This window comes from Kitasatospora sp. NPDC056800 (assembly GCF_042789775.1).
Classification (GTDB): Bacteria; Actinomycetota; Actinomycetes; order Streptomycetales; family Streptomycetaceae; genus Kitasatospora.
Window position 1 is genome coordinate 1 of record NZ_JBHUAL010000242.1, and the last position, 13,840, is coordinate 13,840.

Here is a 13,840-nt window from a genome sequence, read left to right on the forward strand (position 1 = left end):
TTACCGGCCCCTCCGGCGTCGGTAAGTCCACCGTGATGTGGACGGCCGCCTATGCGACGAGACATGTGCTCTGGTACCGGATTCGGCGGCTCCGAGCCGAGGACATCGCACCGTTGGTACGACTGGCCGGGGCGCTGAAACCCTCGACCCGGTCTCCGGTTGGCTTCGTGGTGGACGGCATCGGGATCGGTGCGGCCGACGCCTGGGATGCCCTCCACCGCGAGCTCGCGCCGATCCCCGGCACCATGTTGCTGGGCTCCGTCCGAAGTGAGGACCTCCTACTCCTCCGCAGCCAGGCAGACTGCGCCCAGATCACAGTGTCGCTCGACGAAGAGGTCGCGGAGCAGATCCACACAGCGCTGTCGGCGTCCGGTGCCACGATGGCTCCGCACTGGCGTGAAGCGTACGAAGCAGCGGACGGGCTGACCCTGGAGTTCACGCACCTCCTCACGCGTGGACGACGGCTTGCCGACGTCCTGTCGGAACAGGTCGAACGAAGGGTGGCCGAGGGGCGACAAGCAGAGATCGAGATCCTGGCCAGAACCTCGATCGCCCACCGCTGGGGCGTCGATCTGCCCCTTCGGGCTCTTCAACAGCAAATCGGCCTCGAGGACTCGGACCTTCGCATCGCTTTGGCCCGCCTGGCGGACGAACACCTCGTCCACGAACGGCAGGGGCGGCTGTCAGGACTGCACCAGCTACGCTCTGCCCGCCTGGCCGACGCCGTACACGCGTTCCCGCCTCCGGTTCTGGACGAGACCGTGAGTGCGGTGATGCAGCTACTGACGGACGCACAGCTCCAGCCCTTCGTCGTCGGCGTTCTTTCCGACCGTCCTGACCTGGACTCCGTCGTGCTGGACCAGATCACAGTCGAACTCTCACGCAGGTCCGGCACGGAGGCCACTATCGGCGTTCTGCAGGCACTTCGCCTGGCCGACGTCACCCGTTGTGCCACCGACTGGGCGCAAATCCTCGACCGACACCAGGTCCCGCCCTCCTTGCGCCCCACGACCTTGCAGTTCGCGCTGATGGACGGGGACCTGCTCCCGAATCTAAAAGACGAAGTCGAAGCCGCCATCTCCGAGATCCGTGCGACCGGTTCATCTGGTTCGCCCCTGCGCGACGCGTTGACGGACCTGCTCGGGACGACCACCGTTGGTCTTCTCCTGGCTCAATGCGACGACCCTGCCGAAGCCCAGCGATTGCTTGCCGTACTCGCCGGAGCGGAACTAGACATCACGGGTTGGCCCTTGGTGCTCTCCGACTCGTCATTCGGTCGAGTGCTTGCCGCCGCACCCGTCGAGTCACTGGGAGACATCCTCACCGCGGCCCGCACCGTGTCGGTGGGCCTGGCTGGAGAGTTGCTGCGACTCGTGGGCGGCGAGGAACACATCCTGAGTGTTCTGAAGGCCCATTCGCCATGGGTGACCGAGGCATCCGTTGTTGAGAAGGACGGCAGTCGAGTGGCGTACGCCCGTCTGCTGCACGTCTCCGATCAGGCCCAGCCGGACTCGGAACAGGAACTCCGAGAGTTCGGGAAGACCCTCCTGCGGTGTCTCCCGGAATGCGACAGTGTGGACGTCCAGAATCTGCTACCCGGCGGCTTTCCCCTGGCCATCGGTGCCTTCACCAGCGGAGTCAGTCACCTGAAGCGCCAGTATGACAAGTCGCCGGCCCAGGTGGCATGGATTCGGACCCGCTCGCTGATCGGCGCGATGACGGCCAATGCCGCAGACTGGACTACACGGACGGCCACCGCCTATACCGAGCTCCCCTCACTGCACCGCTACCTGACGGAGCTGGCACGGATCTGGTGCACCGGCCGCCGCCCCAAGGACCCCGACGATCTACGCACGATGCAGGCAAAGCTGCAAGAGTGGGCCAACTCATTGGTACGCCCTGTGGACACCTCCTTTCTGTCCACGCTGCCGGTCGGCGAAGTCGTTCCGGGCGGCGGTGCGGATCACCTGCAAATGCTGGTGAACGGGATCGCCGAGAATCTCACACGAAGGATCGGCGACCCTCAGCAGTATGCGGCGCTAGCCGGTTATGTCGGTGAAAACCTCAAGGGACTCGCGTTGCGCGTACGGGAAGAGGAGCGCTGGCACCTTATCGGCCAAGCGCCGCCGGATGTCCTCGACCAGCTTGCGACGATTCTCACCGACCTGCACGCCGTTCTGGCGGAACTAGCCTGGGGAACCCTCGGACCGAAGCCGCTCACGGCTGAGGCCCGATCCGGACCTTCCACACAAGCGCTCACCCGGGCGGCGAATCTTGCCCGCCGGGCCGCCCACACACGGGCAGATGCCGCCCCGCTGAAGCTCCAGGCCGACGCTGCGTCCGCAGGGCTCCGCGTGAACGTTTACACCAGACCAGTCCCAGAACCCGACCCCACGGAGTGGCCTGCCACGGAACTGGCAGTGGGCGTGGAGCTCAACGAACTCACCGAGTGGCAGACGGCACTAGAAAAGCTGAGCGCCCTGCTCAAGCATGATCCCGGATCCCAAGGAACCCGTAGGGCAGTCCTGCTTGTACCCCTGATCGCCGGCAGGCCGGTCAGACTCATGGCACACCAGCTCCAAACGACGCTGTGGCCCGGGATCGGACTCTTCGACACCTGGAAGGCAACACTGCCCGAGGCGTACCCGACGCCACTCACCGATGCCTGCATCGATGCCCACCAGGCCCTTCAGTGCCTCTCCGGATTGGCTGACCTTGCGAGCCTTCGAGAGATCGACTCCCGGCATCAGGAAGTTGCGGAGCAGGCAGTAGCGCGGTTCCGCCAGGCGTGCCGCGCCATCGCGGAACTCCGCCTGGGAGAACCGGTCACCGAGACGGTCGTCGGCTTCCTCGACGGCCTGGCTCTCCGCGTGGAAGCCGAAGTCGCCGAGGTCGAAACCCTCAGGAACTCGGGCGTGCCAACCCTTGCCGCCGCCATCGCCCATGGCGCGACCGGCCATCCAAACGATGACTATCAGCAGCTGCACGGTCTGACAACGATCGCCCTTCAGTGGGATCTCGACCCCGCACGGGCAGAGCGACTCCTCGCCGGAGCCGATGTCTGAACCACAAAGACCGAGGCGCTTCGGAGGGCTCTGCCCGTCTCAGTTTTGGTCCGATTTAGGCTCGAAACCCGCGTTCCTTGCCACCTGCAGCCAGTTCGCCGGACTCACCCGATCCGGGTGCCTGATGACCAGGAGCAGATCGGGGATCGCTCCAAGCGGTATTCGAAGGGCCCGCATCCGAACGGGTCGGCGCTGCGCCGCAACCGACCGGGCCCGGTGGGCAGATGAGCCCATAGGCTTCCACCATGTCGAACCACGCCCTCGCCGAACGCCACCGGCTCGCCCAACTCCTCACCGCTGCCGGGCCGGACGCCCCCACCCTCTGTGAGGGGTGGACGACCCGGGATCTGGCCGCGCATCTGGTGGTCCGGGAGCGGCGGCCCGATGCGGCGGCGGGGATCCGGGTCGGGGCGCTGGCCGGCTGGACGCGGCGGGTGCAGGACGGGTACGCCGAGCGGCCGTACGAGGAGCTGGTGCGGCTGTTCCGGGCCGGGCCTCCGGTCTACTCGCCGTTCGCCCTGCCCGGCGCCGACGAGGCGGCGAACACCGTCGAGTACTTCGTCCACGCGGAGGACGTGCTGCGCGCGGCCGACGACTGGACCCCGCAGCCGGTCCCGCCCGGCCGCGCCGAGGCCCTCTGGCGCCGTCTCCCCATGATCGCCCGCCTGGAGGCCGGCCGCCGCTCCCCCGTCCGGCTGGCGCTCGTCCACCCCGACGGCCGTTCCCTCACCGTCGGCCCCGCCGGCTCCCCCACCGTCCGCCTCACCGGCGAACCCGCCGAACTCGTGCTCTTCACCTACGGCCGCGGCGCCCTGACCACCCTCACTGTCGACGGCGACCCCGACGCCCTCGAAGCCCTCCGCCACGTCCTGCCGCTGCCCCCGAAGTAGCAGAGCAGCGGAAGCCGGTGTGGCCTCTCGGCATGCCGAGGGGCGACGCTCGCGGGCGGGACCGCGGGCGCGGGCGGTCAGCTTCCGGGGCGGCCCTTGGAGATGAAGAGCTGGACGGGGGTATCCGCCGCCGTGGTGTGCCCGGGCAGGGGCGCGGAGTTGATGACCGAGCCGGCGGGCAGCTTCCAGTCGGTGAGTTCGTGGACCTCGTAGTGCAGTCCGGCCGCGTCGAGCAGCCGGGTGGCGGCGTCCCGGGTCAGGCCGGCGACCGGGGGGACGGTCACGGTCGTGGCGCCGGGTGCGAGCGGGGCGGCGGGGGACGGGGTGCCTTTGGTCGCGGAAAGGGAGGAAGGGGAGGCGGAGGGGGACGGGGGCGCGGAGTGGACGGCCGGGGCCGGCGCGGTCCCGGCCGGGCGGTCGCCGCCGCTCGGCGATCCGGGCAGGAGCAGGGCCGCGCCCGTGGCGATGGCGGCCACCGCCGCCACGGCCGCGGCCCCGGTGAGGGCGGTGCGCCGGCGGACCGTGCGCCGGATTCCGGCGGCGTCGATCACGGGGGTGGCGGTGGTGTCGGCGAACGCGGTCATGGCGGCGAGGAGTTCCTTGTCGAAGTCGGAGTCGGGGTCGGGGCCTGGGGTGGGGACGGGGTCCTGGGGCGGGAAGCGGATCATCACGCACCTTCACGCGGGGTCGACGACGCGGACGGGGCGTCCTGCCTGGGCAGCGCGGCCCGCAGTTTCGCGAGCCCGCGGGAGAGTTGCGAGCGCACGGCGCCCGGGGAGATGTCGAGGGTCTGCGCGATCTCCCGGTCCCCCAGGTCGTGGAGGTAGTACAGGACGACCACGGTGCGCATCCCCATCGGCAGGGTGTGCAGCGCCGCGACGAGTTCGGCGCGCAGTTCCACCGACCGGTAGGCGTCGCGGGGGTCGGGGTGTTCGACGGCGGGCTCCGGCGCGGGGCGCTCGCCCGAGCGGTGCAGGCGCCGCCAGCGGTCGTTGGCCAGGTTCACGAGGATCCGGCGCACGTACGCCTCGGGCACCTCGGCGCGCGCGACCCGCCGCCAGTGCCGGCAGGCCCGTTCCAGTGCCTCCTGGACGAGGTCCTCCGCGGTGTGGGCGTCGCCGGTGAGCACGTACGCCGTGCGGAACAGCGCGCCCGAACGCTGTTCCACGAACTCGACGAAGTCGATCCCGGGACTGCCCCTGCGCAGCCTCACCCGTGGCCTCACTCTCTGCCGCCGTCTTTTCCACCCTCTTGACGGCGCCCGCCCGCCGGCTGCTGCACGGCGGGCGGGGAAGTGACGCGGCTCACAGCGGGCCCCGGCGGCCTCCCCCGGCTGCGGATGTCAGACCCCGGGTGCAGACTCGCAGGTGGCCGGGGTCCGACCCGGGCACGCCCGGCCGTCCCTCCGTCGAAGGGCACCCCGCACATGCTCACCACCGACTTCCCCATCGGCTCGCCCTGCTGGATCGACCTGGGCAGCCCGGACATCCCCGCCACCGCCGGGTTCTACAACCAGGTGTTCGGCTGGACGTTCCTGGAGATCCCCGGGACCGGCGGCTACGGGTTCGTCCAGCTGGACGGCAGGACCGTCGGCGCCATCGGCCACCTCGACGAGGGCGCGCGGTCCGCGTGGACGACGTACTTCCGCACCGCCGACGCGGACGCCACCGCCAAGGCGGCCGAGCAGGCCGGCGCCGGCGTCCGGGTGCCGCCGTCGGACGTCATGCAGGAGGGCCGGTTCTCCGCGCTCACCGACCCGCAGGGCGCCGATTTCGCCGTCTGGCAGGCGGGGAGCACCAAGGGGCTGGACGCGGTGTCCGAGGAGGGCGCCCTGGTCTGGGCCGAGCTGCACACCTCCGCCCCGGACGTCGCCTTCGCCTTCTACGAGAAGCTGTTCGGCTGGCGGGTGGAGAACTTCGAGCCGTCGCCGGGCATGAGCTACCGGGTGGTCTCCACCGCCGAGGGCGACCAGCAGGCGACCAGCTTCGGCGGCATCGCGCCGACCATGGCCCCGGCGCAGCCGTCCGCCTGGACGCCGTACTTCGCGACCGCGGACGTGGACGCGCGGGTGGCCAAGGCGACGGCGGCCGGTGGCTCGGTGCTGATGGGGCCCGAGAACGTGAAGAACGTCGGCCGGATCGCGTGGGTCGCGGACCCGAACGGCGCCCCCTTCGCCCTGATCAAGGGCGACCCGAACCAGGCCTGAGCGAAGGAACAACGGACACGGTGCCTGTTCGCGTTCGCAAAACGCGCTCGCGAACAAGCACCGCGAAGAACTCACCGCACCGGGTGCCCGGCCTCCCGCAGCGCGCCCTTGACCTCGCCGATCCGCAGGTCCCCGAAGTGGAACACGCTGGCGGCCAGCACCGCGTCCGCGCCCGCGTCGACGGCCGGCGCGAAGTCCGCGAGCTTGCCCGCGCCGCCGGAGGCGATCACCGGCACCGAGACGCTCTTGCGCACGGCCCGGATCAGCTCCAGGTCGTAGCCGTCCTTGGTGCCGTCCGCGTCCATCGAGTTGAGCAGGATCTCGCCCGCGCCGAGTTCGGCGGCGCGGCCCGCCCAGGCGACGGCGTCGAGCCCGGTGCCCTGCCGCCCGCCGTGGGTGGTGACCTCGAAGCCGGACTCGGTCTCCGTCCCGGGCGGGCAGCGCCGGGCGTCCACCGAGAGCACCAGGACCTGCCGCCCGAACCGCTGGGCGATCTCGCGGACCAGCTCCGGCCGGGCGATGGCCGCGGTGTTGACGCCGACCTTGTCGGCGCCGGCCCGCAGCAGCTTGTCGACGTCCTCGACGGCACGGATGCCGCCGCCCACCGTGAGCGGGATGAAGACCTGTTCGGCGGTGCGGCGGACCACGTCGTAGGTGGTCTCCCGGTCGCCGGAGGAGGCGGTGATGTCGAGGAAGGTCAGCTCGTCGGCGCCTTCGGCGTCGTAGAGCTTGGCCATCTCGACCGGGTCGCCGGCGTCGCGCAGGTTCTGGAAGTTGACGCCCTTGACCACCCGCCCGGCGTCCACGTCCAGGCAGGGGATGACACGTACTGCGAGGGTCACGGCTGTTCGCCTTCCACAACTTCCAGGGCTTCCGAGGCTTCCGGGACGTCCGAAACTTCCGGGGTGTCCGGGGTTTCCGGGGCTTCCAGGGTCTTTGCCAGTCCGGACCGGTACGCGTCGAGTTCGACCTCGACCAGCATCCGGGAGTCGATCAGCCCGTCGACCACCACCATGGTGGCCACCGGGCGTGCGGCGTCGAAGAGTTCGCGGTGGGCGCGGCCCACCTCCTCGGCGTCGCGGACGTGGGTGATGTACATCCGGGTGCGGACCACGTCGTCGGTGGTCAGACCGTACGCGGCCAGGGCGGTGAGCCCGACGCCGAACGCGGCGAGGGTCTGCCGGTACGGGTCGCCCTCGTGCTCGATCCGGCCGTCCACCCAGGCGGTGGAGCCGGCCACGTGCACGTGGTCGCCCGCGGCGACGGCCCGGGAGTAGCCGAACTCGTCCTCCCAGGGGGAGAATCCGCCGACCCGACCGGCCACGACCCGACCGGCCACGACCTGCCCGGCCTCGCCCCGACCGGCTACGACCTGCCCGCGTACGATCCGACCGTCCGTCATCCTGAAACCGCCTCCAGGGCCTCTTCGAGGGTGAACTTCTGCTCGTAGAGTGCCTTGCCCACGATGGCGCCCTCGACACCCTCGCCCACGAGCGAGGCGATCGCGCGCAGGTCGTCGAGCGAGGAGACGCCGCCGGAGGCGACCACGGGCCGGTCGGTCGCGGCGCAGACGTCGCGCAGCAGCTGGAGGTTGGGGCCGGTCAGGGTGCCGTCCCGGTTGACGTCGGTGACGACGTAGCGGGCGCAGCCCTCCGCGTTCAGCCGGGCCAGCACGTCGAAGAGCTGGCCGCCGTCGCGGGTCCAGCCGCGGCCGCGCAGGGTGGTGCCGACCACGTCCAGGCCGACGGCGATCTTGTCGCCGTGCTCGGCGATGGCCTTGGCGACCCACTCGGGGGCCTCCAGGGCGGCGGTGCCGAGGTTGACCCGGGTGCAGCCGGTGGCGAGCGCGCGGGCGAGCGACTCGTCGTCGCGGATGCCGCCGGACAGCTCGACCTTGACGTCCAGCTGTCCGGTGACCTCGCGCAGCAGCTCGTAGTTGCTGCCGGTGCCGAAGGCGGCGTCGAGGTCGACCAGGTGCAGCCACTCGGCGCCGGCGTTCTGCCAGGCGAGGGCGGCGGCGAGCGGCTCGCCGAAGGAGGTCTCGGTGCCGGAGGCGCCCTTGACCAGGCGGACGGCCTGGCCGTCACGGACGTCGACGGCGGGCAGCAGTTCGAGGCTCATCAGAGATCCAACTCTCAGAAAGTCAGAGGGTGTTGACCCAGTTGGTCAGCAGGGCGGCGCCGGCGTCGCCGGACTTCTCGGGGTGGAACTGGGTGGCCCACAGCGGGCCGTTCTCGACGGCCGCGACGAACGGCTGCCCGTGGGTGGCCCAGGTGACCAGCGGCGGGTTGATCCGCGCGCTGTGGGTCTCCAGCTCCCAGTGCCGCACCCCGTAGGAGTGCACGAAGTAGAAGCGGGTCTCCGGGTCGAGGCCGGCGAACATCCGGCTGCCCTCGGGGACGTCCACGGTGTTCCAGCCCATGTGCGGGACGACGGGGGCCTCCAGCGGCTCGACGACGCCCGGCCACTCGTCGCAGCCGGCCGTCTCCACGCCGTGCTCGACCCCCTTCTCGAAGAGGATCTGCATGCCGACGCAGATGCCCATGACCGGTCGGCCCCCGGCGAGCCGGCGGCCGATGATCCAGTCCCCGCGGACGGACTTGAGCCCGCGCATGCAGGCCTCGTAGGCGCCCACGCCGGGGACGAGCAGGCCGTCCGCGGCCATCGCGGTGTCGTAGTCGGAGCTGACCGTGACGTCCGCCCCGGTCCGCTCCAGGGCGCGCTGCGCGGAGCGGAGGTTGCCGGAGCCGTAGTCGAGGACGACGACGTTCTTGCCCATGTTCAGGTGTCCAGTCTCTCTACGGCGGGTGTTACAGGCGCATGAGGCCGGAGGCCAGGCACATCACGGCGCCGAAGGCCAGCACCAGGATGACGCTCTTCGACTGCTTCTGCTTCCAGAAGGAGATGACTCCGCCGGCCAGGAAGAGGCCGACGAAGATGAGGATCATCGCAGTATTGCTCACAGCGCACCCTTGGTGGACGGGAGGATTCCGGCCGCGCGCGGGTCGCGCTCGGCGGCGTAGCGCAGCGCCCGGGCCAGCGCCTTGAACTGGCACTCCACGATGTGGTGCGCGTTGCGCCCGTACGGCACGTGGACGTGCAGCGCGATCTGCGCCTGGGCCACGAAGGACTCCAGGATGTGCCGGGTCATCGTGGTGTCGTACGAGCCGATCATCGGGGCGATGCCCTCGGGCTCGGTGTGCACCAGGTACGGCCGGCCGGAGAGGTCCACGGTGACCTGGGCGAGCGACTCGTCCAGCGGCACCGTGCAGTTGCCGAAGCGATAGATGCCCACCTTGTCGCCGAGCGCCTGCTTGAAGGCGGCGCCGAGCGCGAGGGCGGTGTCCTCGATGGTGTGGTGGGTGTCGATGTGCAGGTCGCCGTCGGTCTTGACGGTGAGGTCGAACAGGCCGTGCCGGCCGAGCTGGTCGAGCATGTGGTCGTAGAAGCCGACGCCGGTGGAGATGTCGGTCCTCCCGGTGCCGTCGAGGTCTATCTCGACCAGGACCGAGGTCTCCTTGGTGGTGCGCTCGACGCGTCCGATGCGGGACATGGGGTTAGAGCTCCTTGATCACAGAACGGACGGCGTCCAGGAAGGCGTCGTTCTCGGCGGGCGTGCCGGCGGTGACGCGCAGCCACCCGGGGACGCCGTTGTCGCGGACCAGGACGCCCTGGTCGAGGATGGCCTGCCACACCGCGTGGGTGTCGGCGAAGCGGCCGAACTGGACGAAGTTGGCGTCCGAGTCGGTGACCTCCAGGCCCATCCCCCGCAGCGCGTCGACCAGCCGGTCGCGCTCCTGCTTGAGCCGCCCGACGTACCCGAGCAGGGTGTCGGTGTGCTCCAGGCAGGCCAGCGCGGTGGCCTGGGTGACGGCCGACAGGTGGTACGGCAGGCGCACCAGCTGGACGGCGTCCACCACGGCCGGGTCGGCGGCCAGGTAGCCCAGGCGCAGCCCGGCCGCGCCGAAGGCCTTGGACATGGTGCGGCTGACCACCAGGTTGGGGCGGCCCTCGATCAGCGGCAGCAGCGAGGCGCGGTGCGAGAACTCGACGTACGCCTCGTCCACCACCACCAGGCTGGGCCGGGCGGCCTGCGCGGCCTCGTAGAGCCGCAGCACGGTGTCGGCGTCCACGGCGGTGCCGGTCGGGTTGTTGGGCGAGCAGATGAACACCACGTTCGGCCGGTGCTCCGCGATGGCGGTGACGGCGGCGTCCACGTCGATGGTGAAGTCGTCGTTGCGCGGGCCGGAGATCCAGGCGGTGCCGGTACCCCGGGAGATCAGCGCGTGCATCGAGTACGAGGGCTCGAAGCCGAGCGCGCTGCGGCCGGGGCCGCCGAAGGTCTGCAGCAGCTGCTGGAGCACCTCGTTGGAGCCGTTGGCGGCCCACACCTGCTCCCGGGCGACCGGGAAGCCGGTGGTCTTCCCGAGGTACGCGGCGAGGCCCTCGCGCAGCTCGACCGCGTCCCGGTCGGGGTAGCGGTTCAGCCCGCGGGCGGCCTCGGCGACGCGCTCGGCGATCCGGGCGACCAGCTCCTCGGGCAGCGGGTACGGGTTCTCGTTGGTGTTCAGCTGGACGGGCACGTCCAGCTGCGGCGCGCCGTACGGGGACTGGCCGCGCAGCTCGTCGCGGATCGGGAGGTCGTCGATGCGAGTCATGGCGGTCACGCTCCCGGCACCGTCCATTCGAAGCGGGCCTTGATGGCGTCCCCGTGCCCCGGCAGGTCCTCGGCGTTCGCCAGGTTGACCACGTGCGCGGCGACGTCCGCCAGCGCCTCCCGGTCGTACTCGACGACCTGGACGCCGCGCAGGAAGGTCTGCACCGACAGCCCGGAGGAGTGGCAGGCGCAGCCGCCGGTCGGCAGCACGTGGTTGGAGCCGGCCGCGTAGTCGCCCAGCGAGACCGGGGTCCAGCGGCCGATGAAGATGGCGCCGGCGTTGACCACCCGGGCGGCCACCGCGTGGGCGTCGCGGGTCTGGATCTCCAGGTGCTCGGCCGCGTACGCGTTGACCACGGCGAGGCCCTGCTCCAGGTCGTCGACCAGGATGATGCCGGACTGCCTGCCGCCGAGCGCCTCGGCCACCCGCTCGCCGTGCTTGGTCCGCGCGACCTGCACGGCCAGCTCGGCCTCGACCGCGTCGGCGAGCGCCGGGGAGTCGGTGACCAGCACCGAGCCGGAGGTCGGGCCGTGCTCGGCCTGGCTGATCAGGTCGGCGGCGACGTCGGACGGCAGCGCGCTGTCGTCGGCGAGGACGGCGATCTCGGTCGGGCCGGCCTCGGAGTCGATGCCGATCCGGCCGGCGAAGTAGCGCTTGGCGGCGGCGACGTAGATGTTGCCGGGGCCGGTGACCACGTTCACCGGCGCGCACTCCTCGGTGCCGAGGGCGAACATCGCGACCGCCTGGGCGCCGCCGACGGAGTAGACCTCGTCCACGCCGAGCAGCGCGCAGGCCGCCAGGATGGCCGGGTGGACGCTCCCCCCGAACTCCTTCTGCGGCGGCGAGGTGACGGCGATGCCCCGGACGCCCGCCTCCTGGGCCGGCACCACGTTCATCACCACGGAGGACGGGTAGACCGCCAGCCCGCCCGGCACGTACAGGCCGACCCGCTCGACCGGCACCCAGCGCTGGGTGACCGTGCCGCCCGGCACCACCTGGGTGGTGTGCCCGGTACGGCGCTGGTCGGCGTGCACGGCGCGGGCCCGGCGGATCGACTCCTCCAGGGCGGCCCGCACCTTCGGGTCCAGCGTCTCCAGGGCCTCGGTCAGCTGCTCGGCCGGGACCCGGGTCGACTCCAGCCGGACGCCGTCGAAGCGTTCGGTGATCTCGATCAGCGCCGCGACCCCGCGATGGCGTACGTCCTCGGCGATCGGCCGCACCTTCTCCAGGGCGGCCGCGACGTCGAACTCGGCACGGGGCAGCAGGTCACGCGGGTCGTCCAGCGAGCCGCGGAGGTCGATTCGAGAGATCACGCCACCCAGTGTAAGGAGTGGCCGGAACCGCTGGTCCCGCATTTCAGTCCGTGATACGAAAGGCGAGACGACCGGGGGGACGGGGAAAACCATGGCGGAGCGCGCTCCAGAGGGCTGGACGGACACGGAACGCGCGCTCTGGGAGGCCTACCGCCAGGGCGAGATCCTGGACCTCCGCAGTGGCGAAGCCAACACCGACGACCCCTTCGGCGACGCCCCCTGGGGCCCCGACCGCACCGTCCGCGCCGAGGTGCTCGCCCATCTGCTGCTGGTAGGACCGGAGCCCGCCCCCGGGCGGGTCGCCTCGCTGCGGTTCAGCGGCGTCCTGGTCACCGGCGCGCTCAACCTGGCCGGGGGCGCCATCGACGACTACGTCGAGCTGCACGACTGCCGCTTCGCGCACAAGATCCTCATCTCCGAGGCGGCGGCCTCCACGCTGCGCTTCGTGAACTGCCTGATCCCCCGGCTGGAGGCCTCCCGGCTCTCCACCACCGGCGACCTCCACCTCGCCCGCTGCCGCGTCCCCGACGGCATCCGGCTCACCGACGCCCGGATCGGCACCGACCTGCTGCTCAACCAGACCGTCGTCGGCGGCGACCGCCACGGCCGCGCCGTCTCCGCCGACGGGATCACCGTCAACCAGGACTTCGAGGCCGAACGCCTGGAGACCCGGGGCGAGCTGAGCGTGCGCACCGCCCGGATAGGCGGCCGGCTCTCGCTGCGCGGCGCCCAGCTGCGCGCCGACCGGCGGCACAATCCCACCTGCCTCAACGCCGTGCGGGTCACCGTCGGCCACACCCTCTACCTGACCGGCTCCGCCGACCTCGGCTGGGTCGGCTCCCGCGGCTACTACGGCTCCGGCTACGGCGAGAACCCGCCGCCCGACGGGCCCGTCACCCCGTTCCGCGCCTTCGGCCGGGTACGGCTGTCCGACAGCCGCTTCGACGGCGCCTGCCTGGTCTCCGGCGAGTTCCACCTGGAGGACGAGGACGAGCTCTCGCTGCGCCGCATCCACACCCCGGAGCTGCGCTTCACCTGCAAGGCCCGCCCGACCGGCACCGTCTCGCTCTCCCGGGCCCGGGTCGGCAACCTGGTCGACACCCCGGAGGCCTGGCCGCTCGGCAAGCACCTGGGCCTCACCGGCTTCGTCTACGAGAACCTGCGCCCGGTCGGCGCCTTCCCCGTCCAGCAGCGGATCGCCTGGCTGGAGGGCTCCTCGGTGGACTTCCAGCCCGAGTCCTACGAGCAGCTCGCGGCCGCCCTGCGCCGCGACGGCGCCGACGACGACGCCCGCGAGGTGCTGTACGCCAAGCAGCGCCGGCGCCGCCGCACCCTGCCGCTGCCGGCCCGGATCTGGGGCGCCGTCCAGGACGCGACCGTCGGCTACGGCTACCGCCCGGGCCGGGCGGGCCTGTGGCTGCTGCTCGCCTGGGTCCTCGGCAGCCTCTGGTTCGCCACCCACCCGCTGGATCCGCTCAAGGCCGACGAGCGCCCGCACTGGAACCCGGTGCTGTACACCCTCAACCAGCTGCTGCCGATCGTGGACCTCAACCAGGGCGGCTGGAACCCCGGCGGCCTCACCCAGTGGATCTCCGCCGGGCTGGTCGTGGTCGGCTGGCTGCTCGCCTCCACGGTCGTGGCCGGCGCCACGCGGATGCTCCAGCGCGGTTGAGCCCTCCGGTGGACGGGCCCGGCGAGCGGCCGGGCC

14 protein-coding genes are annotated in these 13,840 nt (G+C 71.4%); 4 read left to right on the top strand and 10 right to left on the bottom strand.

The genetic code is table 11. The features are described 5' to 3' along the window. Window positions 1-167 precede the first annotated feature (167 nt). Both ACFRQN_RS35740 and ACFRQN_RS35745 read left to right on the top strand, forming a co-directional pair. A complete protein-coding gene (locus ACFRQN_RS35740; protein ID WP_380744670.1) occupies window positions 168-3,065 on the top strand; it encodes a hypothetical protein in 2,898 nt (965 codons plus the stop codon). A 245-nt stretch (window positions 3,066-3,310) separates the two neighbouring features. Further along, window positions 3,311-3,955 carry a TIGR03085 family metal-binding protein gene (locus ACFRQN_RS35745; RefSeq protein ID WP_380744673.1) on the top strand — a complete coding sequence of 215 codons (645 nt, stop codon included), beginning with the start codon at window positions 3,311-3,313 and terminating at the stop codon, window positions 3,953-3,955. Window positions 3,956-4,032: 77 nt separating this feature from the next. On the opposite strand, the gene ACFRQN_RS35750 is transcribed toward ACFRQN_RS35745, so the two are convergent. Both ACFRQN_RS35750 and ACFRQN_RS35755 read right to left on the bottom strand, forming a co-directional pair. Beyond that, the gene (locus ACFRQN_RS35750) at window positions 4,033-4,623 is read right to left on the bottom strand and encodes a PASTA domain-containing protein (RefSeq protein ID WP_380744675.1); all 591 of its coding nucleotides are present in this window, start codon (window positions 4,621-4,623) and stop codon (window positions 4,033-4,035) included. Further along, window positions 4,623-5,162, bottom strand: a complete 540-nt coding sequence (locus ACFRQN_RS35755; protein ID WP_255357401.1) for a SigE family RNA polymerase sigma factor — start codon at window positions 5,160-5,162, stop codon at window positions 4,623-4,625. The genes ACFRQN_RS35750 and ACFRQN_RS35755 overlap by 1 nt, the downstream gene beginning before the upstream one ends. A gap of 219 nt (window positions 5,163-5,381) precedes the next feature. Between ACFRQN_RS35755 and ACFRQN_RS35760 the strand changes: the two genes are divergently transcribed. Beyond that, window positions 5,382-6,161, top strand: coding sequence for a VOC family protein (locus ACFRQN_RS35760; protein WP_380744677.1), 780 nt, complete (start codon window positions 5,382-5,384; stop codon window positions 6,159-6,161). 71 nt (window positions 6,162-6,232) lie between these two features. On the opposite strand, the gene hisF is transcribed toward ACFRQN_RS35760, so the two are convergent. From hisF to hisD, 8 genes are read right to left on the bottom strand one after another with little or no spacing between them, the layout of a single operon-like run. After that, entirely contained in the window at window positions 6,233-7,003 is a 771-nt protein-coding gene (gene hisF, locus ACFRQN_RS35765) for an imidazole glycerol phosphate synthase subunit HisF (protein WP_049650364.1), read from the bottom strand. Further along, a complete protein-coding gene (locus ACFRQN_RS35770; RefSeq protein ID WP_380744679.1) occupies window positions 7,000-7,563 on the bottom strand; it encodes a RidA family protein in 564 nt (187 codons plus the stop codon). Before ACFRQN_RS35770 ends, hisF begins: the two co-directional genes overlap by 4 nt. Beyond that, entirely contained in the window at window positions 7,560-8,285 is a 726-nt protein-coding gene (gene priA / locus ACFRQN_RS35775) for a bifunctional 1-(5-phosphoribosyl)-5-((5-phosphoribosylamino)methylideneamino)imidazole-4-carboxamide isomerase/phosphoribosylanthranilate isomerase PriA (protein WP_107086387.1), read from the bottom strand. The genes ACFRQN_RS35770 and priA overlap by 4 nt, the downstream gene beginning before the upstream one ends. A 19-nt stretch (window positions 8,286-8,304) precedes the next feature. After that, the gene (gene hisH, locus ACFRQN_RS35780; protein ID WP_049650366.1) at window positions 8,305-8,940 is read right to left on the bottom strand and encodes an imidazole glycerol phosphate synthase subunit HisH; all 636 of its coding nucleotides are present in this window, start codon (window positions 8,938-8,940) and stop codon (window positions 8,305-8,307) included. 31 nt (window positions 8,941-8,971) lie between these two features. After that, window positions 8,972-9,109: a hypothetical protein gene (locus ACFRQN_RS35785; protein ID WP_049650367.1), complete on the bottom strand. Its 138-nt coding sequence runs from the start codon at window positions 9,107-9,109 to the stop codon at window positions 8,972-8,974. Between the two features lie 11 nt (window positions 9,110-9,120). Beyond that, window positions 9,121-9,714: an imidazoleglycerol-phosphate dehydratase HisB gene (hisB, locus tag ACFRQN_RS35790; RefSeq protein ID WP_049650368.1), complete on the bottom strand. Its 594-nt coding sequence runs from the start codon at window positions 9,712-9,714 to the stop codon at window positions 9,121-9,123. Window positions 9,715-9,718: 4 nt separating this feature from the next. Then, the gene (locus ACFRQN_RS35795) at window positions 9,719-10,819 is read right to left on the bottom strand and encodes a histidinol-phosphate transaminase (RefSeq protein WP_049650381.1); all 1,101 of its coding nucleotides are present in this window, start codon (window positions 10,817-10,819) and stop codon (window positions 9,719-9,721) included. A 5-nt stretch (window positions 10,820-10,824) separates the two neighbouring features. Continuing rightward, window positions 10,825-12,132 carry a histidinol dehydrogenase gene (hisD, locus tag ACFRQN_RS35800; RefSeq protein ID WP_049650369.1) on the bottom strand — a complete coding sequence of 436 codons (1,308 nt, stop codon included), beginning with the start codon at window positions 12,130-12,132 and terminating at the stop codon, window positions 10,825-10,827. 91 nt (window positions 12,133-12,223) lie between these two features. On the opposite strand from hisD, the gene ACFRQN_RS35805 reads away from it, so the two are divergent. Beyond that, window positions 12,224-13,804 (top strand): oxidoreductase, encoded by a 1,581-nt coding sequence (locus tag ACFRQN_RS35805; protein WP_380744681.1) that lies wholly within the window; start codon window positions 12,224-12,226, stop codon window positions 13,802-13,804. Window positions 13,805-13,840: the final 36 nt, after the last annotated feature.

What these genes read in the sequence shown, in the direction of transcription:
- hisB (WP_049650368.1), bottom strand. Translation starts at nt 9,714, where the DNA reads ATGTCCCGCATCGGACGCGTCGAGCGCACCACCAAGGAGACCTCGGTC.
- ACFRQN_RS35805 (WP_380744681.1), top strand. Translation starts at nt 12,224, where the DNA reads ATGGCGGAGCGCGCTCCAGAGGGCTGGACGGACACGGAACGCGCGCTC.
- ACFRQN_RS35745 (WP_380744673.1), top strand. Translation starts at nt 3,311, where the DNA reads ATGTCGAACCACGCCCTCGCCGAACGCCACCGGCTCGCCCAACTCCTC.
- ACFRQN_RS35795 (WP_049650381.1), bottom strand. Translation starts at nt 10,819, where the DNA reads ATGACTCGCATCGACGACCTCCCGATCCGCGACGAGCTGCGCGGCCAG.
- ACFRQN_RS35760 (WP_380744677.1), top strand. Translation starts at nt 5,382, where the DNA reads ATGCTCACCACCGACTTCCCCATCGGCTCGCCCTGCTGGATCGACCTG.
- ACFRQN_RS35785 (WP_049650367.1), bottom strand. Translation starts at nt 9,109, where the DNA reads ATGATCCTCATCTTCGTCGGCCTCTTCCTGGCCGGCGGAGTCATCTCC.
- ACFRQN_RS35750 (WP_380744675.1), bottom strand. Translation starts at nt 4,623, where the DNA reads ATGATCCGCTTCCCGCCCCAGGACCCCGTCCCCACCCCAGGCCCCGAC.
- hisH (WP_049650366.1), bottom strand. Translation starts at nt 8,940, where the DNA reads ATGGGCAAGAACGTCGTCGTCCTCGACTACGGCTCCGGCAACCTCCGC.
- ACFRQN_RS35770 (WP_380744679.1), bottom strand. Translation starts at nt 7,563, where the DNA reads ATGACGGACGGTCGGATCGTACGCGGGCAGGTCGTAGCCGGTCGGGGC.